General features: G+C 65.2%; 10 protein-coding genes. 1 reads left to right on the top strand and 9 read right to left on the bottom strand.

The window, feature by feature from the left end; translation table 11 throughout:
* Nucleotides 1-156: 156 nt before the first annotated feature.
* From KIH78_RS08775 to KIH78_RS08755, 5 genes are all read right to left on the bottom strand, one after another.
* Entirely contained in the window at nt 157-2,340 is a 2,184-nt protein-coding gene (locus KIH78_RS08775; RefSeq protein ID WP_219132049.1) for a DUF2207 domain-containing protein, read from the bottom strand.
* A 231-nt stretch (nt 2,341-2,571) separates the two neighbouring features.
* The gene (locus KIH78_RS08770) at nt 2,572-4,596 is read right to left on the bottom strand and encodes an ABC transporter ATP-binding protein (RefSeq protein ID WP_219132048.1); all 2,025 of its coding nucleotides are present in this window, start codon (nt 4,594-4,596) and stop codon (nt 2,572-2,574) included.
* Nucleotides 4,593-6,458 carry an ABC transporter ATP-binding protein gene (locus KIH78_RS08765; RefSeq protein WP_420830147.1) on the bottom strand — a complete coding sequence of 622 codons (1,866 nt, stop codon included), beginning with the start codon at nt 6,456-6,458 and terminating at the stop codon, nt 4,593-4,595. Before KIH78_RS08765 ends, KIH78_RS08770 begins: the two co-directional genes overlap by 4 nt.
* Before the next feature lie 65 nt (nt 6,459-6,523).
* A complete protein-coding gene (locus KIH78_RS08760) occupies nt 6,524-7,078 on the bottom strand; it encodes a MarR family winged helix-turn-helix transcriptional regulator (protein ID WP_219132047.1) in 555 nt (184 codons plus the stop codon).
* An 872-nt stretch (nt 7,079-7,950) separates the two neighbouring features.
* Nucleotides 7,951-10,341 (bottom strand): glycoside hydrolase family 3 N-terminal domain-containing protein, encoded by a 2,391-nt coding sequence (locus KIH78_RS08755; protein WP_219132046.1) that lies wholly within the window; start codon nt 10,339-10,341, stop codon nt 7,951-7,953.
* A gap of 238 nt (nt 10,342-10,579) precedes the next feature.
* Between KIH78_RS08755 and KIH78_RS08750 the strand changes: the two genes are divergently transcribed.
* On the top strand, nt 10,580-11,854 hold the full coding sequence (locus KIH78_RS08750) for an ATP-binding protein (protein WP_236034534.1): 1,275 nt from the start codon (nt 10,580-10,582) through the stop codon (nt 11,852-11,854).
* A 55-nt stretch (nt 11,855-11,909) separates the two neighbouring features.
* Here the strand turns inward: KIH78_RS08750 and KIH78_RS08745 are convergent, their stop codons facing one another.
* The 4 genes from KIH78_RS08745 to KIH78_RS08730 all read right to left on the bottom strand — a co-directional run bounded on the left by KIH78_RS08745 (nt 11,910) and on the right by KIH78_RS08730 (nt 20,301).
* A complete protein-coding gene (locus KIH78_RS08745) occupies nt 11,910-13,187 on the bottom strand; it encodes a glutamate-cysteine ligase family protein (RefSeq protein WP_219132045.1) in 1,278 nt (425 codons plus the stop codon).
* A 146-nt stretch (nt 13,188-13,333) separates the two neighbouring features.
* Nucleotides 13,334-14,368: a hypothetical protein gene (locus KIH78_RS08740; protein ID WP_219132044.1), complete on the bottom strand. Its 1,035-nt coding sequence runs from the start codon at nt 14,366-14,368 to the stop codon at nt 13,334-13,336.
* 20 nt (nt 14,369-14,388) lie between these two features.
* Nucleotides 14,389-19,518, bottom strand: coding sequence for an acyl-CoA dehydratase activase-related protein (locus KIH78_RS08735; RefSeq protein ID WP_219132043.1), 5,130 nt, complete (start codon nt 19,516-19,518; stop codon nt 14,389-14,391).
* A gap of 207 nt (nt 19,519-19,725) precedes the next feature.
* Entirely contained in the window at nt 19,726-20,301 is a 576-nt protein-coding gene (locus KIH78_RS08730; RefSeq protein ID WP_219132042.1) for a hypothetical protein, read from the bottom strand.
* Between the last annotated feature and the right edge of the window lie 185 nt (nt 20,302-20,486).

Raw genomic sequence — 20,486 nt, 5'->3', positions numbered from 1 at the left:
CACCCCACAAACCCCGGAAACACAACAAACCCTCGGCGTGTCGAAAACAGGTCACAACACGTCGTATCCCGTTCCAAGGATACCGCTGCCGACACCACCCACACACAACCGAACATGACGAGCACATGAACAAACGCAAGCCGACAAGGACGCCCGCTACGACACATCGGTGGAGGTATCGGCATGGCTGTCGCAGGTGGAACAGCTGGCGTAGACCGCACCCCATACCTTCGCGGGGATGGCGTGACGACCGTTCCGACTGCACCACCAGACGGCCTGATCGTCGCCGGCGAGCACGCCGGCCGAAACCAGATGGCCGGCGAACGACGCAATCGCCTTCTCGTCCACATCGAGCGCGACGGCGTCAAGCAGCAGACCGCGCGCCTGCGTCGCGTTCGTCACCGCATCGACGCCGTCGTCCGAACGACGGCGTCGCATCCCGCTCCCGAACGGCCATCCTCCACGCACGCGTCGTCCGGCGGCACGCTCCTCCCGACGCTCCTCCCGGTGTTCCTCCCACCGACGCTGCTCGAACCAGTGCACGATGGCACGGGCACGGGCGGCGAGGTCGACGCCGTCACCGGTGTAGGCGCGCAGGAACATACAGCAGACCATGCCGAGAACGGCGGCGACGCAGGTAATCCGGAACCCCGTCCAGTCGTCGGTGTGCAGCCGTGCGGCCAAAGCCGCGGCGACGAGCCCGATTCCCATGACGACGCCGACGAACCTGCCCGCCACACCGGTGGACACGATCCATCCGGTCGTCCCGGACGCCTCGGAGCTGGCACGTCCCGCGGTCTTCGTCATGCCGGCGCACAGGCGTTCGCCGCGTTTCGCCCATGCGTCCATCATCGTCGGATTCGCGTCGAACCCGCGCACCCGGGCGGGCACATAGAAGGGTTCGGCGACGTTCTGATAGACGCCGTTCTCGAGATGCCGCTCGATGCCGTCGCATCCGCAGATCGCGTTGACGGCGGCCATGGGCAGGCGCGGAGCGTTCGGATCATGGTCGACAGGGCCGTCGTAGTGCAGTCGCCAAGCCCGTCGCGCAACGGAACGCCCGGCACCGTCCGGTTCCGGGAACCCATGTCTGGGGTCGATGATGCGGATCGTGCCGTCGAAGGTGGCCTTCATCAGGGCGGCGGCGAAGAAGCATGACTTCGCCGGGTGTCCGACGAGTCCGGTCAGCAGCCATGGCTCGTCGACGAGGATCGGTTCGTCGCTGTACTTGTCGCGGGACAGGGGACGTGGCGCGAGAAGACGCCGTCGCAGCAGCTTGGCCGCCGCAATGACGAGGAAAACCAGGGAGACCGCCAGCGGAAGCCGCCATGCGAGGTCGACGGCCGTCTCCCTGACGCGGGTGCGGCCGAGGTCGTCGGCGAGCCTGCGGTCGAGCGCGATGCCCGCGGCCATGCGCGTGGCGTCGCCGGAATCACCGTTCGCGCCGGTCGGCTCGGGCATCGACGAATCGGCGATCCAGTCGCGCGGGAACATCGCGTGGAGCGTGCCGGTGCGGCCGCCCGCGAGGGACGTGTCGATCGTGACCGTCGCCTTGCCGGAATCGGAACCACTGTCGGAACCACCGCCGGAACCACCGCGTCCGGCAGAGATGGCCGTCGTCGCGCGGTAGTCCTCGGCGACCTGCGCGGAAAGGTTGCGGCCGGACGTCGCCTTCTCCCCGTCGAGCGAGCCGTCGAAGACGAGGACGACATGCATCGTCGGAACCGGCTGATGGTCGAAGGCCCGGCCGTACCGCCAGATGAGCTCGCCGGCGTCGGACCAGGTGAGCGCGTTGTCGTCGAGCGTGTAGCGGACCGTCCACGTGGAGCGGCCGCGCGGCTGCACGCCGTTCACGGAAGCGGTCCGGAAGAGCCCGCTGGTGGAGAACGTGCGCGCGGAGGCGACACCGGAGCCGCCGGAACCGCCGGAACCGCCGCCATCGTCCGCGCTCGTGTAGGTGATGCCGTGGGTGTCGTCGCGGATCATGTCGACGGTCAGTCCGGTGTCTTCGACGCCGCGTTCCTTCAACTGGTCGGCGGTGGCGGTCGAAAGCGGCAGTGGGATGTCGAAGCCGTCCGTCGTCCGGGGGAAGGCGAGCCGTTCGGTCTGGGTGACGACGAGGTCACCGTTCGTCCTGAGATGCGCGGTGACGTCGATGCGTTCGATGTCGTAGCCGGGGGTCGCGGGGAACAGGTAGTCACGCGCCGTCGCGACGATGATCCACAGCATGACCGCCACGAGCGCGACGCACAGCAGCAGGCCGAGCGCCCCGCCGGCGAGGAGACCGACGCCGACCTTGTCGATCCGTCCCGCACGTCCCCGCCCGCCGTTCCGTCCCATCGCCCAGACTCCCCCGGCGTCGCCGCCGCGCCATCACGCGCGCCCGTCGCGTCGCGCATGTCCTGATATGCGATTGTACGGCCGAGGCGTGCGACGCGTGGGACGGCACGTACCGAACCGCACGGAACGACGAGGGCTCCCGCCTTCCCTGGGGAAGGCGGGAGCCCGATCGGACATGGACACCGGTCATCCAGGACGGACGGACCGGACGGACCGGCCGACGCCGTGCCGTTACTCCAGTTCCACCGCGCCGGTGTAGAGCTGGTAGTACTCGCCCTTCAGGGCGATGAGCTCGTCATGGTTGCCGCGTTCGATGATGCGGCCGTGGTCGAGGACCATGATCACGTCGGAGTTGCGCACGGTGGACAGGCGGTGCGCGATGACGAACACCGTACGGCCCTTCATCAGCGCGTCCATGCCGGCCTGCACGACCTCTTCGGTGCGCGTGTCGATCGACGAGGTGGCCTCGTCGAGGATGAGCGCCGGGGAGTCGGCGACGGCGGCGCGCGCGATGGAGATGAGCTGGCGCTGGCCCTGGGACAGGCCGGAGCCGTCGCCGGCGAGGACGGTCTGGTAGCCCTGCGGCAGCATGCGGATGAAGCCGTCGGCGTTCACCAGCTTCGCCGCCTCGATGCATTCCTCGTCGGTGGCGTCGAGCCGGCCGTAGCGGATGTTGTCCATCACGGTGCCGGTGAACAGGTTCACGTCCTGCAGCACGATGCCGAGCGAACGGCGCAGGTCGGGCTTCCTGATGTTCTTCACATCGATGCCGTCATAGAGGATCTGGCCTTCCTGGATGTCGTAGAACCGGTTGATGAGATTCGTGACGGTGGTCTTGCCGGCGCCGGTCGCGCCGACGAGCGCCATCTTCTGGCCGGGCTTGGCGAACCAGGTGATGTCGTGCAGGACCGGCTTGTCGGGGTTGTAGCCGAACGTCACGTTGGTGAAGCGTACGTCGCCACGCAGCAGGGTGAGACGCCCGTCGGGCGAGGTGACGGCCTGCTCCTTGGCCTTGAGGGCGACCTCGCGGGCGGTGCCGTGCAGCTTCTCCGCGGCCTTGAGCGAACGCGTGCCGTCGTCGCCCTCCTCGCGCTTCCACGCCCAGTGGCCGGTCTCGTGGTCGACCTCGCGCATCGTACGGCCGTCCTCACCGAGTTCGACGTTGACGAGCGTGACGGTGCCGGAGTCGGATTCGACCGGCTCGTCCATCAGCGCGAAGATGCGGGAGGCGCCGGCGAGCGCCATCATCACCATGTTGAGCTGCATGGACACCTGGCCAAGCGGGTTGATGAACGAGCGGGACAGGGTGAGCAGGGAGATCAGGGTGCCGAGGGTGAGCGTGCCGAAGCCGCCCAGACCGAAGTTACCGACCCCGGCGAGCGCCATGGCGCCGCCGACGATGGCGAGCAGGATGTAGAGGATGTAGCCCATGTTGCCGACGACGGGCATGGTGACGTTGCCCCACGTGTTCGCCTCGGCGGAGGCCTGGAACAGCTCCTCGTTCTTCTCGTCGAAGGTCTTCTGGGTGGCGGGCTCGTGGTTGAAGACCTTGATGACCTTCTGGCCGTTGACGGCCTCCTCGACGAACGCGTTGACGTCGCCGATCCAATGCTGCTGCTTGACGAAGTAGCGGCCGGCGCGCCCGACGATCGCACGGACGATGAAGTAGAGGCCGACGGTGAACACCAGGACGAACGCGGTGATCGGCACGCTCAGCCACAACATGGAGACGATGGCGGCGAGCGCGGAGATCGCGGAGGCGAACATCTGCGGGAACGACTGGCTGATGGCCTGGCGCAGCGTGTCCGTGTCGTTCGTGTAGTGGCTCATGATGTCGCCGTGCTCGTTGGTGTCGAAGTAGCGGATCGGCAGCCACTGCTGGTGGGCGAACATGTCGTCACGGATCTTCTTGAGCACGCCCTGCTCGACGGTGACGATGAGCCACTGCCATAACCAGCTGGCGACGATGCCGGCCACGTACAGGCAGCCCATGAGCGTGATGGCGCGGATCAGCGGACCCCAGTCGGGGTCGGCGGCGCCGACCATCGGCAGGATGTACGTGTCGATGAGGGATTGGAGGAAGAGCGCGGAGCCGGCCTGCGCGGCGGCGCCGACGAGGATGCACGCGACGATGGCGATGACGCGCCACCGGTACTGCATGATGTAGCCGAAGATGCGCTTGGTGGTGCCGGGTGCGGGCTTGCGCATCTCGGGACGGCGGCCGCCGTCGTTCCGGACGTTCTGCTTGTCGCTCATCGGTTCTCTCCTTCCTGTTCGGCCTGCTGCATGTGCTCGGCGCGCGCTTTCGCCTCGCGTTCGAGTTCGGCCTGTCCGGCGGCGGTGTTGCGGGTCTGGGATTCGTAGATGGACCGGTATTCGTCGCAGGTCTCGAGCAGTTCGTCGTGTGTACCCTTCGCCATGATGCGGCCGTTGTCCATGACGAGGATCATGTCGGATTCCTGTACGGAGGCGACGCGCTGGGCGATGATGATCTTCGTGGTGTCGGGGATCTCGTGGTGGAACGCCTCGCGGATCAGCTTGTCGGTCTTCGTGTCGACGGCCGAGGTGGAGTCGTCGAGGATGAGGATCTTCGGCTTCTTGAGAAGGGCGCGCGCGATGCACAGGCGCTGACGCTGTCCGCCGGAGACGTTGGTGCCACCCTGTTCGATGTACGTGTCGTATTTGTCCGGGAACTCCTGGATGAAGCCGTCGGCCTGCGCGAGACGGCATGCGTGGCGGATCTCCTCGTCGGTGGCGTCCGGGTTGCCCCAGCGCAGGTTCTCGGTGATGGTGCCGGAGAACAGCACGTTCTTCTGGAGCACCATGGCGACCTGGTCGCGCAGGGTGACGAGGTCGTAGTCGCGCACATCGCGGCCGCCCACCTTGAGCGAGCCCTGGCTCACGTCGTAGAGGCGCGGCACGAGCTGGACGAGGCTCGACTTGGCGGAACCGGTGCCGCCGACGATGCCGACGGTCGAACCGGACGGGATGGACAGGTCGATGTCGTCGAGCACGGGCTTCTCGGAGGATGCGGAGTAACGGAAGGTGACGTGGTCGAATTCGATGGAGCCGTCCGCGACGTCCATGACCGGGTGCTCCGGGTCGGTGACGGTGCTCTCCTCCTGCAGCACCTGGCAGATGCGCTCGGCGGAGGCCTGGGAGATGATGAACATGACGAAGATCATGGAGAGCATCATCATGGCCATGAGGATCTGCATCGCGTAGGTGACGAGCGCGGTGAGGTCGCCGGTGGTGAGTCCGAGCGACGCGTTGTTGCCGGAGGCGACGATCTGCTGCGCACCCATCCAGGAGATCATGATCATCGAGCCGTAGATGCAGAACATCATGATCGGGCTGTTGAAGCTCATGATGCGCTCGGCCTTGGTGAAGTCCTTGAAGATGCGGCGGGAGATGCGGCCGAACTTGCCGATCTCGTAGGATTCGCGGTCGTAGGACTTGACCACGCGGATGCCCTGCAGGTTCTCGTCGACGACGTTGTTGAGCGCGTCGTACGTGTGGAACACGCGTTCGAACACCGGATGGACGAGCACGGCGAGGCCGCACAGGCCCAGGCCGAGGATCGGCACGCAGGCGAGGAACACGAGCGAGATGGATGGCGAGATGCGGAACGAGAAGATCCACGCGACGATGACCATGATGGGGGCGCGCACGCCCATGCGGACCATCATGCCGTACGCCATCTGCAGGTTCGTCACGTCGGTGGTGAGGCGCGTGATGATTGAGCCGGTGGAGAAGCGATCGATGTTGGTGAAGCTGAACGCCTGCACCTTCTCGAACTGGTCGCGGCGCAGGTTCTTCGCGAAGCCGGCGGCCGCGATGGCCGCGTACTTGCCGGCGAGGAAGCCGCAGGCGAGCGACACCAGCGAGCAGAGCAGCAGGATCAGGCCGAACTTGACGATGGCGTTCATGTTGCCGCCGGTGATGCCCTGGTCGATGAGGGAGGCCATGACGGTGGGGATGACGATCTCCAGGATGGCCTCGATGAACACGAACAGCGGGGCCAGCCAGCTTTCCTTCGTGTATTCGCGCATGGATCCGGCCAGCGTGCGGATGACATGCTTCGGCCGTTCGGGTTCGTTCGCCTCGCGCGATTGCATGATGGCCGCCTCGGTGGCGGTCAGGTCGTCCGCGTCGCGTGCCGCGGCGGCGGTCGTGTTGTCGCTCACTTGGTCTCCTCCTTCTTGGTCATGTGGTTCAGGTCTTTCATGTCCGGCACGTCGATGCCGGTCAGGTCGACGTCGTCGACGTCGACCCCTTCGTCACGCCGCTCCTCGAACTCGCGCTGCGCGGCGTCGACGTTCGCGCGCATACGCGCGACGTAGTCCATGAGCGCGGCGCGCTCCTCGTCGGTGAATCCCTCCACCAGCTTGCGCTCCATCCGTTCGCCGTTCGCCGTGAGACAGGCGACGATGGAGTCGGCCTTGGCGGTGAGTACGATCTTCTTGAGCCGTGCGTCGTGCGCCACCGATTCGCGGGCGATGAGGCCCTTCTTCTCCATCAGCGCAAGCACGCGGGATGCGGTCGAGCGCGTGATGCAGAACTTGCGTTCGATGGTGTGCTGGTAGATGTCCTCGTCACGGTTGCGCGCGAGGAACATGATGATGCGGGCGTTGCCGCCGGTGGCGATGCGCGCCGATTCGGGCATCGTCTCGCCGAGGTGGCGGTTGATGGCCTTGACCAGCGCCCTCAGGTCGAAGCTGAGGATGCGACTGTCCATGACTCCCCCACTTCACTGGTATGGTCGCGGGCCCGTCCGTCCGTGACGTCCGACGCCCGCCGTTTTGTTGCATATGCAACCTTATGTGCGATAGAGCATCGTAATACGCCCCATATACAACAGTTGCACATGCAACAATCCGCGTGTCGCGGCGGAGGGTTGGGGAAATGTCATGCGACTCCCGACTCTTCGCATGTTGGCGGCAGCGGACCACACGGTTCCGCCACGCCAGGTACACCGGACAGCGCATCCGATGCGGTTTCTCACGTCGTGCCCTTCACGAGCCGGGATGAATGGTACGCAATGCATGATTGCGGCGGCAGACCGCTGCATACCAATAATCCGGGGTACACGACATGACTCCCGGTGCTTTCCACGTCATGTACCAATCGCGCTATGAGGACATATCACGCTGTTTTTCTCAGGAACGTTGGAATTCCGGGCTTCCTGTGGAATCCGCGAATGGTACGCAAGCGAATCGGGAACGGTTCGGACCTCGTGTACCACAGAGCACTGGTACGCAACCGCCCGGTCTGCCGCTGCGGCATTGTGTACCACCGATTTCTGGCACGCAATCGCATTCCAAGCCTTTCCCGCATTGAAGCCCAATGGCATCAACCAGCAAGAACGAGGAACGACGTCCCCGCCCAAAGACGGATGTTGCACCTGCAAAGTGAATTCGGGTGCCGTTCCTCTTCCGACAGGTGCGAATACACTTGCCCCAAGGTGCAACACCCTTTCACTGGTTATCTAGACAATCTCCAACCTAAAGGGTGTTGCACTTTCATTTAGACAGCAGGACCCCGCCAGGAGTGTTGTGCATCCATTGGGAACTCAAAGACGTGACTTGGGCTCACCGACGATCCGCCCGCCTACGCCACGGTGAAGGTGACGCGCTTGAGGTCGTCGCGACGTGACGAGTGGCCGATGAGGAGCTCGAATTCGCCGGGTTCGACGACACGGCGGGCGTCGGCGTCGACGATGGTGCAATCGGCGACCGGGATGTCGAACGTGACGGTCGCGGTCTCGCCTGGCTCGAGCGTGACGCGGCGGAACGCCTTGAGTTCGCGGTCGGTCCAGCTGACCGAGGTGACGAGGTCGCCGACGTACGCCTGCACGACCTCCGTGCCGGTGCGTCCGCCCATGTTGGTCAGCGTGACCTCGGCGTGCACGACGTCGCCCTGCGCGAACGTGCCGTCGGCGTGCGAGGCACCACCGGTGACGACCGGCTCGCCGTACGCGAACGTCGTGTAGCCCTCGCCCTCGCCGAACGCGAACGCGGGATCCTGCGTGAGGTCGGCGTAGCGGTTGCCATGCTGCCCACGAATCTGGTTGTAGTAGACCGGCAGCTGCCCCGCGTGGCGCGGGAAGGTGATCGGCAGCCTGCCGGACGGGTTCACTTCGCCGAGAATGATTTCGGCGACGGCCCGGCCGCCCTCCATGCCCGGGCTCGGCGCCCACAGGATGGAGCCGACGCCGGCGGCGGGATCGTTGCAGCGGCCGGCGAGCACGCCGAAATCGCCCACGATGGACGAGGGAAGCACCTGCGGCTTGGAGCTCATGAGCACGGTGACCATCGGCGCGCCGGTCTCACGAGAGACAGCGGCGAGCGCGTCAAGCAGCGCATTCTGCCCGCCGAGCAGGTCGAGCGTGGCGGTGGAGCAGGTCTCACCGACCAGCTGCACCACGTCGCCGACGACGGCGACGATGAGGTCGGACTTGCGTGCGACGTCGACGGCCTCGTCGAGCAGCGCCCGGTCGAGGGGCGCGCCCACGGCGATCTTCGGACGGGGCTGGCCATCCGGGTAGGTGTCGCCGTCCGGGTCGGGTACGAGGTCGATGACGTTCGCGCCGCGGGCGTAGGCGACCTCGCAGTCGTCGCCGGCGAGCGCGCGGAAGCCGTCGAGCACGGTGGCGATCATGTTGCGCGGCTGGCCGCCGGGCATCCAGTCGATCTGGCCGGAATCGCCGGCCCAGTCGCCGAGCTGGTTCTGGGCGTCGTCGGCGAGCGGGCCGACGACGGCGATGCGTTTGCGCGCGGCCGCCTTTCCGCTGTCGTCGTTCGACGTCGGATGGACGTCGAACGGCAGGCGACCGTCGTTGCGCAGCAGGACGACGGATTCGCGGGCGAGCTCGAGGTTGATGCGGCGATGCGCTTCGGAACCGATGACCGCCTCGATGCGCTTCTCGTCGGGCAGACGCGGGTTCTCGAACAGTCCGAGCCGGAATTTCAGTGCGAGGATGCGCGAAACGGCCGCGTCGATGAGCGATTCGTCGAGAAGCCCGGTTCTCACGGCCTCGATGGCGCCCTCATAGAACTGCGGGGTGGACATGATGAGGTCGTTGCCGGCCTTGACCGCGTCGGCGGCGGCATGCATGTAGTCGAGCTTGACGTGCTGCTCCCACACGGAGCGGCCGACGTTGTCCCAGTCGGTGATGAGCGTGCCATGGTACTGCCATGCGCCGCGCAGCTTGTCGGTGAGCAGCCACCGGTTGAACGTGACCGGCACGCCTTCGATGGACTCGTAGCCGAGCATGAACGTGCCGCAGCCCTCCTTGGCGACACGTTCGAACGGCGGCAGGAACCAGGATTCGAGCTTGCGGTGGCTCAGGTCGGCTTCGGAGGCATCGCGTCCGCCTTGGGTTTCGGAGTATCCGGCGAAATGCTTGGAGCAGGCGAGGATCGAGTCCTCCGGCAGCGGTTCGCCGGCCTTGGCACCGCCCTGATACCCCTTGACCATGGCGGAGGCGAGTTCGCCGATGAGGGTCGGGTCCTCGCCGAAGGTCTCGTCCACACGTCCCCAGCGGGTGTCGCGGGCGATGCACAGCACCGGGGAGAACGTCCAATGCACGCCGGTGCAGGACACCTCCTCGGCGGTGGCGCGGGCGGCGGCCTCGACGGCCTTCGCGTTCCAGCTGGCGGCCATGCCGAGCTGGGAGGGGAAGATGGTGGCGCCGGGCCAGAACGAGTAGCCGTGGATGCAGTCGTCGCCGATGACCAGCGGGATGTGCAGGCGGGTTCTGGTGTCGACGATTGCGACGGCGCGGGGCAGATCCTCCGGACTGGTGTGCAGGATGGAGCCGACGTGATGGTTCACGATGAGGTCCTCGAGGTCGCCGCCTCGGGCTTCAAGCTGCATCATCTGTCCGACCTTCTCCTCGAGCGTCATGCGGCCGAGCAGGTCGGCGATGCGTTCGGAGACGGGCAGGTCGGGGTTCTCGTAGGGCAGGGCGCCAGTCGGGGCGTTCGTGGTCACGGTCATCGTGTCGTCTTCCTTCCTTGGACGCGTCGGCGGGTCCACCGCCCATTATCACCCACGCGTCGTGTCGGACGCGCGCAATCGGCGGTCGACGGCGAAGACGCCGGCATCGGAGGCGAAGACGAGTGAAGCTCGACAACCATCCCACCATGAGACCAAATCGTCAAATGTATTGGACAACTTTGATTGATAATTTACAATTGAGCATTATATTTGACGATTTCATCGAATTGAGGCCGTGATGACCAGCCGAAACGAACAGGACGCGATGCGCTATCTCCCACGACCGGAGCTGCTGAGGCGCATACTCGCCCACCGCGACACACCCGACGTCAAGGTCATCATCGGAGTCAGACGCTGCGGCAAATCGACCGCCCTCGCCATGCTTGCCGACACGCTGGCCGCGGACGGCGTTCCAGATCGGAATCTGTTCTACAAGCGATTCGACGCATTCGATATCCCCCTCGACTACGATGCCGCGGACCTTCACGAGGAGCTCATCCGGGCTGCCGCCGAAGCCGATGAGGCATACCCGTTCACCGTGATGTTGGATGAGATCCAGGATGTTCCCGGATGGGAGAAAGTGGTACGACGTCTGCACACCCGTGAACGCACCGACGTCTACATCACCGGATCCAATGCCAACCTGCTCTCCAGCGATCTCGCCACCTACCTGACCGGCCGGTATATCGAGATTCCGGCTTTCCCGTTGTCGTTCGGCGAATACCTCGATTTCGCGCACACCCTGACGGATACGGGAGGTGCCTCCGACGACGATCTGCTCGCCGAATACCTGTTGTATGGCGGCATGCCCGGCCTGTTCGCATTGCGTACGCGCACCGCCGAAACCATCGGCGCGGAACTGCGCGACATCTACCGCTCCATCCTGTTCAAGGATGTGGCGCAACGATACGGCATACGCGATCTGGACGGGTTGGAGAAACTGAGCCGGTTCCTGTTCTCGACTTCGGGTTCACTGTTCTCCGCGCGCAACGTAGCCAACACCCTAACCAGCGCCGGCCATCCCATCAGCACGGGAACCGTCTCCAGTCAGGTCGAAGCGCTGAGCCGCGCCTTCCTGCTGTATCGTGCCGAACAGGAGGGCATGCAGGGCAGGACCGTGCTGCGTCCGCTCAGCAAGTACTATCCGGTGGACAACGGATTCCGGGGGCTCGTCACCGGATTCTCCCCCCGCGATGTCGGCGCGAGATTGGAATGCGCCGTGTATATGGAGCTGGTCCGCCGTGGATATTCGGTCAGCATCGGTACCAGTGACAAGGCGGAGATCGACTTCATAGCCAGCCGAGTGGAATCGGCGGGCACTCGGAAGCTGTACATCCAAGTCACCGCGAGTCTGCTGGACGAAACCACCCGCGCCCGCGAGTTCGCCCCTCTTCTGGCGCTCACCGACGCGTTCCCGCGGATGATCATCACGCTCGACCCGTATTCGGCCGGCATCAGCGACGAGGGCATCACCGTCGTCAATGCCAAGGACTGGCTGCTCCGCGGCGAATGACGATGGCCCCGCGACGTTCAGTGGAGACGTCGCGGGGCCATCGCAACCAGAAGAATCAGCGCTGGAACACCTCGGGGTGCTTCGGATCGCCGGGGATGTCGTCGAGCAGACCCTCGAGGCCGAGGAACTCGCGCCAGAAGTCGAGCGGCTGGCCGTACGGGTTGGATTCGCGGCCATGGGCCTGGATGTTGGCCTTGGCCTCGAACACGTCCTCCTCGGTGAGCCCGTCGAAGTAGCTTTCGAGGCGGATGCGGTTGGCCGGCACGTAGTACAGCGAGTTGATGATCTCGGTCAGGCGCTCGGCGCGTTCGATCGGCAGCGAGTCCCAATGGCGGAATTCGATGAAGTTCTTGAGGCGCACATCGTTGAAGTGCGTGGAGATGATGTGGTTGATCTCGTACTTGTTGAGCTCGCGGTCCGGGTAGACGTCGCCCGCGTTCTCGCGGAACGCCGCACGATGCAGCTCCTTGCGGCTCACGCCGGAGGCGACCGCTTCGGGCGTGTGCGTGAGGTCGGCGAACATGAGCGGCGTGGACAGCACGTCGACGGCGTAGTCCTCCCAGCCGAAGCGCTGGTCGTAGAGTCCCGGGATCACGTTCGTGCGCTGGAAGTCGAGGTAGTCCCACATGCGCTGGCGCAGCAGCGGATACGGGTTGACACGCCCCTCGAAGTACGGGGTGTTGCGGAAGAACCATGCGAGGATCGGCCCGATGGCGGTGCCGACGCGCATCTTGTCGATCGCGTCCTTCTCGTCGACGAAGTCGATGCTCACCTGCGTGGAGGCGGAGCAGCGCATCATGCACGGGCCGAACTGTCCGACGCGGCCCAGGTAGTCGGTCATCGCATCGTAGCGGTCCTTGGGGTTGACCGGCACGTCCGCGTAGCTGGACTTGGGCTGGTAGCCGTAGTTGACGAGGCGGAATCCGAGTTCCTCGAGAATGGGGTCGGCCTCGCGGCGGAACTGGCCGTACAGCTGGTTGAGATCCTCAGGCTTGTGCAGGATGCCGATGGACGTCTCGATCTGGCCGCCCGGTTCGAGAGAGACGGCGACGCCCTCGCGGGCGAGACCCACGAGATGCCCGTTCTCCCAGTATTCCTTCTCGGAATCATAGAAGGGCGCGATGCGCTTGAGGAACGTCTCGATGCCGTTCGGCTCGTAGTAGCTCACGGCGGTGTCGTCGGCGTTGTGCACGGGCAGGTGCTCGATCTCGACGCCGAAGCCGCCGGTGCCGCGCTTGGAGCGTCCGGCCTCGAAGAACTTCAGGAGGCTTTCGACATGCTTCGGGTTCGGCTTGGCGAGCAAATGCGCATAGCTGATTCTGGGAGTGACCATAACCGGTATGGTATGCGAGCCGGCCTACACGGCCCGCCGAACGCCCGTCAATCGGCTATATCTTTTTCCGATAGCGGGTGCGCGGAGTCTCTTCCGGTTCCCGATTCCGCGGGACGAAGGATCGGGAACCGATGGCAATCCCGAGATCAGGTCACCAGATTGAAGAACACCCCGACCATGGCGAGCACGGCCCAGCCGCCGAACACGAGCAGCATCACCAATCCCTTGCGGACGTGCCACAGCGCGATCCCCTGCAGCATGGCGGCGATGGCATCGGCGCGCGGCGAACCGGTCGTCTCCATCCTCATGCCCTCGGTGACGTGCACTCCGGGCGTGCCCAGGCTTTTCCTCACCATCGCGTGGGTGTCTTCCGGCATCGCGGTGAAATCCAGTCCGGAATCGTCCTCGCCGGTGATGTTCCGGCGTTCGTGCTTTCCGTGGCGCTTCCGACCGCCGTCACCACCGTTCCCGCCGTTCCCGCCACCGTCGCCCGATCCGCCATCGTTCCCGTCTCCGCCAGCGGATTCCGGCTTCCCCGGCGTCCCGCCACGGGTCCGGATGTCCTCCATGATGGGATCCAGCCCGATGTTCGTCGCGGGGACCTCCAAGGCGCCGACGAGCAGCAGCGAGCACGCCAACGCGCCCCAGAACGCCTCGCCGCCCAACGCCAACGGATTGGTCACCGCACGGAGCGCGTAGAAGCGGTCGATGCCGAACATGTAGTCCGCGAACTCCGATTCGCCCATCCCCTTCTTGAGGCGGGCCCTTTCGTACGCCCCTTCGCCGTAATGGCTCTCATACGCGGCGATCTGCCGGTCGACGGTCATGACGCTCTGCAATTGGTCCAGATCGGACCAGCTGATATGCGAGGCGCCCACAGCCATGCCGATCGGCAAGGACAGCACGACGCACAGCACCAGTCCCGCATAAGGCATGCGGTGTGCACGGCGCACCTGCCTGGCGAACACCGCATCGTCCTCCAGATCGGCGTTCAGGACGGCGTATGACATCCGCTGCATGAAGAAGGTGTATACGGCGCAGACGAAGGCCGCGATGGCGGACAGACCGGCGTCGAATTTCAACGCGAACACCAGAACGGCCATGACGGCGGCGAACATCAGGCACGCGACGACGAATGCGTGGCGACTGGGATGGCCGGAGGCTCCGTTCCCTGCTGTCATGACGGGTCCTTCCCAGAACGTCAGTCGGCGGTCACGAAGCCCTGCGGCTCGCCCTTGTCGGCGAACTTGGCCTTGTGGGCCTTCTTCGCGGCGGCGATCATGAGCTTGATGCGGTTCAGCTGGTTGGCCTCGGAGGCGCCCGGATCGTAGTCGATGGAGACGATGTTGGCCTCCGGGTGCAGACGGCGGATCTTGCCGAACATGCCGCGGCCGGTCACATGGTTGGGCAGGCAGGCGAACGGCTGCGCGCACACCACGTTCGGGCATCCCTGCTCGATGAGCTCGAGGATCTCGGCGGTGAGCAGCCAGCCCTCGCCGGCCTGCACGCCGATCGACGTGACCTCGGCGGCCTTCTGGACGAGTTCGGGCATCGGATCGTCCTGCTTGAACTTGCCGTGGGCGGTCGCGATGGCGGCCTTGATCGGCGCGTTGTAGCGGTCGAGGCCCCAGCGCATGAGCGCGTACAGGGTCTGGTTGCCGCCCATGCCGAGGTTCTTCTCGTTCCAGTCGGTGATGTACGGGCGGGTGGTCATGAACTCCATGATGCCGGGCACCACGGCCTCGCAGTCCTGCGATTCGATGACGTCGACGACGTGGTTGTTCGCGTCCGGCTGGTACTTGACGAGGATCTCGCCGACGACGCCGACACGCACCTTGCGGGGCACGTCCTTCAGCGGCAAGGCGTCGAAGCTCTTGACAATCTCCTTGGCGAGGACCGGATACGGCAGGTAGCCCTTCCTGAGCCACGGGGTCTTCGCCGCGGTCTTCGAGAAGCCGTGGTGCTCGATGGTCTCGCGCACGATGACGTCCCACTGCTCGTACAGCTTGTTCGCCGCCCCCTGCTCCACCTCGTATGGGCGCACCCGGTAGAGGCACTTCATGAGTAGGTCGCCGAGGATCAGCGCCTTGACGGCGCGGTGAAGCATCGGCACGGTGGCCTTGAAGCCGGGGTTGTCCTCGAGTCCCTGCGTGGAGATCGCGATGACCGGGATCTGCGGGTAGCCGGCGTCCACCAGGGCCTTGCGGATGAGGCCGAAGTAGTTGGTGGCGCGGCACATGCCGCCGGTCTGGGTGATGGCGAGCGCGACGTGGTCCGGATCGTATTTGCCTTCGAGGATCGCGTCGATGAGCTGTCCGATGACCATGATGGCCGGATAGCAGGCGTCGTTGTTGACGTATTTGAGGCCGGTCTCCACGTCCGTGCGGGAGGCGTGCTTCAACACGTCGAACTTGTAGCCACCGGAACGGATGACCGCCTCGACCAGCGACAGGTGGATCGGGCTCATCTGCGGGGCGACGATCGTGTAGTCCTTCTTCATGTCCTTGACGAACTTGCGGCGTTTCGCGTAGCGGGACATGGTGGCGTTGTTGTGGCCGGACTTGCCCTTCGCCTTGCCCTTGCCGGTCACGTCGCCGGTGGTGCCGTCGCCGAGCGCGCCGAGGCGCGCGTCCTCGATGTCGCGTTCGGCGGCGCGTTTGGACGCCGCACGCATCCGTTCGGTGAGCTTCGGGTTGGCGGCCATCGTGGTGTCGAGCAGAATCTGACGGCCCGGGGTCGGCGCCTTGGAACCGGTTTTGCGGAAGCCGGTGGACTTCGGCGCGTTCGACGGGACGTCGGACGTGTCGGAGATGGCGGACGATTCCGCCTTGACCTTGGCTTCGGCCGCGTCGACGGCGGCCTGTGCCTCGGCGAGCGCGGCCTTCGCGGCGGCGAGGTCGGCTTCGGCCTGTTCCTGCGCCTTGCGTCGAGTCTCGAGCTCCCGTTCGACTTCGGCGGAGTTCGCGGCGATCGTCTTGTCGTCGATAAGCGGACGGTCATGCTTGTCGACGGCGCCGGCTGCCGCCGCGGCCTTAGCGGCGCGGGCCTTGTTGGCCTCGCGCTCCTCGACGGCGGCCTTGAGCGAACGCAGACGGATCTTCGCGGCGCCGAGGTTCGAGACCTCGTCGATCTTGAGCAGCGTGTACACGTCGGCCTTGTCGGCGAGGATCTCGGCGACCTGGTCGGTGGTGATCGCGTCGAGGCCGCAGCCGAACGAGTTGAGCTGGACGAGTTCGAGCCCCGGATAGGAGGCGACGAAGTGGGCCGCCGCGTACAGGCGGGAATGGTAGGCCCACTGGTTAGTGACGCGCAGCGGCATGCGTGCGACGGTGAGCTTGCGGTCGCCGACGTGGCGGAAGCCGTTCGCGTTCTTCTTCCTCGGATCCTCCTCGCCCTTCGAGAGGAATTCGGTGAGGTTGAGCTTCTCCCCCGGCTGCAGCTCGCAGATCGAATCCTCGGAGAGCACGACCATGCCGAGCGAGCAGATGGTCTCGGGGATGCCGTGGTTGATCTCCGGATCGATGTGGTAGGGACGGCCGGCGAGCACGATGCCGCGGCAGTCGTGTTCCTTCATGTAGGCGAGGGCCTTGAGGCCTTCCTCCTGCACGTCGTGCTTGAAGACCTTGTCCTCGGCGTAGGCGGCCTTGACGGCGGTCTCCGCCTCCTCGCGCGTCACGTTCGCCCACGCGAACTCCTCGACGATGCGGTCGACCATGAGCTCGTGGTTGGCGAGGTTGAAGTACGGGTGCATGTAGCGCACGCCCTCGTCGCGCAGTTCGGGCATGTTCGCGCCGACAACGAGTGGATAGTTCGCCACGACCGGGCAGTTGTAGTGGTTGTCCGTGTTGGGCACGAGGTTGTCCTCGTAGCTCACGCACGGGTAGAAGATCGTTTTGACGCCCTTGTTGAGCAGCCACTTGATGTGGCCGTGGACGAGCTTGGCCGGATAGCAGATGTTCTCGGAGGCGATCGATTCGATGCCGGTCTCGAACAGCTCATGGGAGCTGCGGCCGGAGATCATCACCTTGAAGCCCAGGGACGTGAGGAGCGTGAACCAGAACGGATAGTTCTCGTACATGTTCAACGCCCTCGGGATGCCGATCTCGCCGCGAGTGGCCTTCTTGTCCGTGAGACGGCGGTACGCGAAGCAGCGCTTGTACTTGTAGTCGTACAGGTTCGGTCGGTCGGAGCGTTTCTTCTTCGCGTCGCCGCCGCGTTCGCAGCGGTTGCCGGTGACGAAGCGGGAGCCGTCGGAGAACGTGGTGATGGTGAGCTTGCAGTGGTTCTGGCACAGCTTGCACACGTCGCGTTCGGTGGTCATCGACATGTGGTCGAGGGCTTCGCCGGTGAGGATGGACGAGGCCGTGTGGTGGACGCCGTCGATGACGACCTCGCCTTCGTGCGCGTCCGCGTTGGGGGTGTCACCTGCGGCGGATTCCTCGGCGGCGGCCGCGTCGACGGCCGTTCCGTCCACACCGACGTGCTCGTGGTCGTCGTCGGCGACGTCCTCGTAGTGCATGCGTGCGGTGAGGGCCGCGCCGTACGCGCCCATGAGGCCTGCGATGTTCGGACGCGTCACCTCGCGTTCGGTGAGGAGTTCGAACGCGCGCAGCACGGCGTCGTTGAGGAAGGTGCCGCCCTGCACGACGACGGTGTCGCCGAGCTCGCCGGAGTCGCGCAGTTTGATGACCTTGTACAGGGCGTTGCGCACGACGGAATAGCACAGGCCGGCGGCGATGTCCTCGATGGAGGCTCCCTCCTTCTGGGCCTGCTTGACCGACGAGTTCATGAACACGGTGCAACGGGAGCCGAGGTCCACCGGATGCGTGGAGGCGAGCGCCTTCTGCGTGAACTCCTGGATGGTGAGTCCCATCGACATCGCGAAGGTCTGGAGGAACGAACCGCAGCCGGACGAGCAGGCCTCGTTGACGGCGATCGAGTCGATGACGCCGTCGGTGATGGCGAGGTATTTCATGTCCTGTCCGCCGATGTCGATGACGGCGGTGACGCCGGGGCTGACCATTTCGGCGCCGCGATAGTGGGCCATCGTCTCGACGACGCCCTCGTCGAGGTGCAGACCGGTGGTGATGAGTCCCTCGCCGTAGCCGGTGGCGCACGAACGAGCGATCCACGCGCCTTCGGGCAGTTCGGTCTGGATCTTCTTGACGATGTTGATGGCGGCGGTCAGCGGGCTGCCCTCGTTGTTCGCGTAGGAGGACCAGACGATCTCGCGGTCGTCGTTGACGAGCGTGGCCTTGATGGTGGTCGATCCCGCGTCGATGCCGAGGAAGTGCGGGCCGTGCGCGCCTTCGAGCGTGCCGATGTGCACGTGCTCACGGTGGTGACGCTTGTCGAACGCCTCGCGGTCGGCCTCGGTCGGGAACAGCGGCGGCATGGTCGGGGTGTTGGAGGGCAGGTTCTTGAGCTCGTCCAGACGTTTGAGGATGTCCTCGCAGGTGCGGGCCTCGAAGTGGTGGCCTTCGTCGTCGGAGTCGATCTCCGCCTGCAGGGCCGCGCCGTATGCGACGTACAGGTGGGCGTCGGTCGGCACGATGAACTCGTCGACCTTGCCGTCAAGCGCGCGCTGGAACGCGGCGCGAAGCTCGCTCATGAAGAACAGCGGGCCGCCGAGGAAGATCACGGTGCCGTGAATCGGACGTCCGGAAGCGAGGCCGGCGATGGTCTGCGTGGCGACGGCGGTGAAGATGGAGGCGGCGAGGTCCGGCTTGGCGGCGCCGTCGTTGATGAGCGGCTGCAGGTCGGTCTTGGCGAACACGCCGCAGCGGGAGGCGATCGGGTACAGGTTCTCGTAGCTTTTCGCCATCTCGTTGAGGCCGGCCGCGTCGGTGTCGAGCAGGGTGGCCATCTGGTCGATGAACGCGCCCGTACCACCGGCGCACGAGCCGTTCATGCGCTGTTCCGGCGTGGGCTTCAGATACGTGATTTTGGCGTCTTCGCCACCGAGCTCGATGATGACGTCGGCCTGCGGGTATTCCTTGTCAATCGCCTCGGTCTCGGCGATGACCTCCTGGACGAACGGCACGTGCAGGTTGTCCGCGAGCGCGAGACCGCCGGACCCGGTGATGGCGAGGCGGATCGGCTCGTCGCCGCGGCCGCGGTTCTCTAGTTCCTTATGAATGTCGACGAGCAGCCCGGCGACCGTGGCGCGCACATTGGCGTGATGACGGCGATAGTCGGAAAACAGGGTCCCGGACAGGGAGTCGGACTGGTCGAGCACCACCGCCTTGACGGTGGTGGAGCCGATGTCCAAACCCACGCGCAACGGCTTCGTATCGTGGTTCGACGCCACGGTATGCGCTTCGTTCACCATGTAAACCTCTTCAACCGATTTCCGGGACGCGTCTTGCGAGTCGCAAGTAAATCGCGTATGGCCCGGCCACTCAAAACCCATACTGTAGTCCGAAGCCCTGCCCAAGGAAGGCGGGTCACGCGGGGCGCGAGAGTGATTCATCTAACAGGGGAAGCGGTAAACGCAACGCTTCCGCATGTCCTGTCGGGATAGGGGTTCGTGTTCGGATCACATGACCAGCAGATGATCGACGGCGACGAAGGAGCCGACCGAGCCGAAGCGCTGGCCGGTTTTGTCGGTCCAGCCCGGCATTTCGCCGGTCACGGTGATGGATACGATGTAGTCGTCCTCGGGCAGTTCCGGCGAGACGTACCGGTAACCGGAATCCGGCGATTTGGCGTACCAGCTCACGAAGATGGGATTCACCACCATCGCGGACTCCCCGCCCATCCCGGCTCTGCGAATACCGACCCTCGCATACGACCCCCACTGGTCGGCACGTCCGGTCAACGCCACCCGCGAGCCGTGGAACGGAATGGTGACCGATTCGCCGGCCCTGTCCGATCGGAACCCGACGTCGATGCGCCGTCCCTCGAACGGTTCCTCCTTACCCGAGACCGGCGACCATGCCGGCCAGTATTCCGCCAACCGCAGCCGACCCTGATTCACGGACAACTGTTGCCAGACATAGGTGGCGGCGGAGGCCTGATGTGGGAACGACCAGCGGTCCCCCATGTACATCGCGATCTCGCCATGCCCGGTGTGCACCGGCAGCACGTACAGCGTCTGCGAATTGCAGGTCATCGTGCCTTCCGGCCATGGTCATCGAACCAGGGGACGCCGCTGATGATGAGTGATTGCTGGGACATAGCTTCACCTCCTTGAACGCAAAGCCGCCTTTCCGGTAGCACCGTCGACACCGCCGGACGGCACACACCGGAAAGGCACTGCTCAGAAATGGAACCAATCATGCGCAGGATGGTTCCGGA

Origin of the sequence: Bifidobacterium saguinibicoloris (assembly GCF_019331725.1) — a bacterium.
GTDB lineage: Bacteria > Actinomycetota > Actinomycetes > Actinomycetales > Bifidobacteriaceae > Bifidobacterium > Bifidobacterium saguinibicoloris.
Note: the sequence above shows the minus strand (reverse complement) of the source record. Positions and strands in the feature narration are given on the sequence as shown.

What these genes read in the sequence shown, in the direction of transcription:
- KIH78_RS08770 (WP_219132048.1), bottom strand. Translation starts at nt 4,596, where the DNA reads ATGAGCGACAAGCAGAACGTCCGGAACGACGGCGGCCGCCGTCCCGAG.
- KIH78_RS08765 (WP_420830147.1), bottom strand. Translation starts at nt 6,458, where the DNA reads ATGCAATCGCGCGAGGCGAACGAACCCGAACGGCCGAAGCATGTCATC.
- KIH78_RS08730 (WP_219132042.1), bottom strand. Translation starts at nt 20,301, where the DNA reads ATGACCTGCAATTCGCAGACGCTGTACGTGCTGCCGGTGCACACCGGG.
- KIH78_RS08755 (WP_219132046.1), bottom strand. Translation starts at nt 10,341, where the DNA reads ATGACCGTGACCACGAACGCCCCGACTGGCGCCCTGCCCTACGAGAAC.
- KIH78_RS08735 (WP_219132043.1), bottom strand. Translation starts at nt 19,518, where the DNA reads ATGGTGAACGAAGCGCATACCGTGGCGTCGAACCACGATACGAAGCCG.
- KIH78_RS08740 (WP_219132044.1), bottom strand. Translation starts at nt 14,368, where the DNA reads ATGACAGCAGGGAACGGAGCCTCCGGCCATCCCAGTCGCCACGCATTC.
- KIH78_RS08760 (WP_219132047.1), bottom strand. Translation starts at nt 7,078, where the DNA reads ATGGACAGTCGCATCCTCAGCTTCGACCTGAGGGCGCTGGTCAAGGCC.
- KIH78_RS08775 (WP_219132049.1), bottom strand. Translation starts at nt 2,340, where the DNA reads ATGGGACGGAACGGCGGGCGGGGACGTGCGGGACGGATCGACAAGGTC.
- KIH78_RS08750 (WP_236034534.1), top strand. Translation starts at nt 10,580, where the DNA reads ATGACCAGCCGAAACGAACAGGACGCGATGCGCTATCTCCCACGACCG.
- KIH78_RS08745 (WP_219132045.1), bottom strand. Translation starts at nt 13,187, where the DNA reads ATGGTCACTCCCAGAATCAGCTATGCGCATTTGCTCGCCAAGCCGAAC.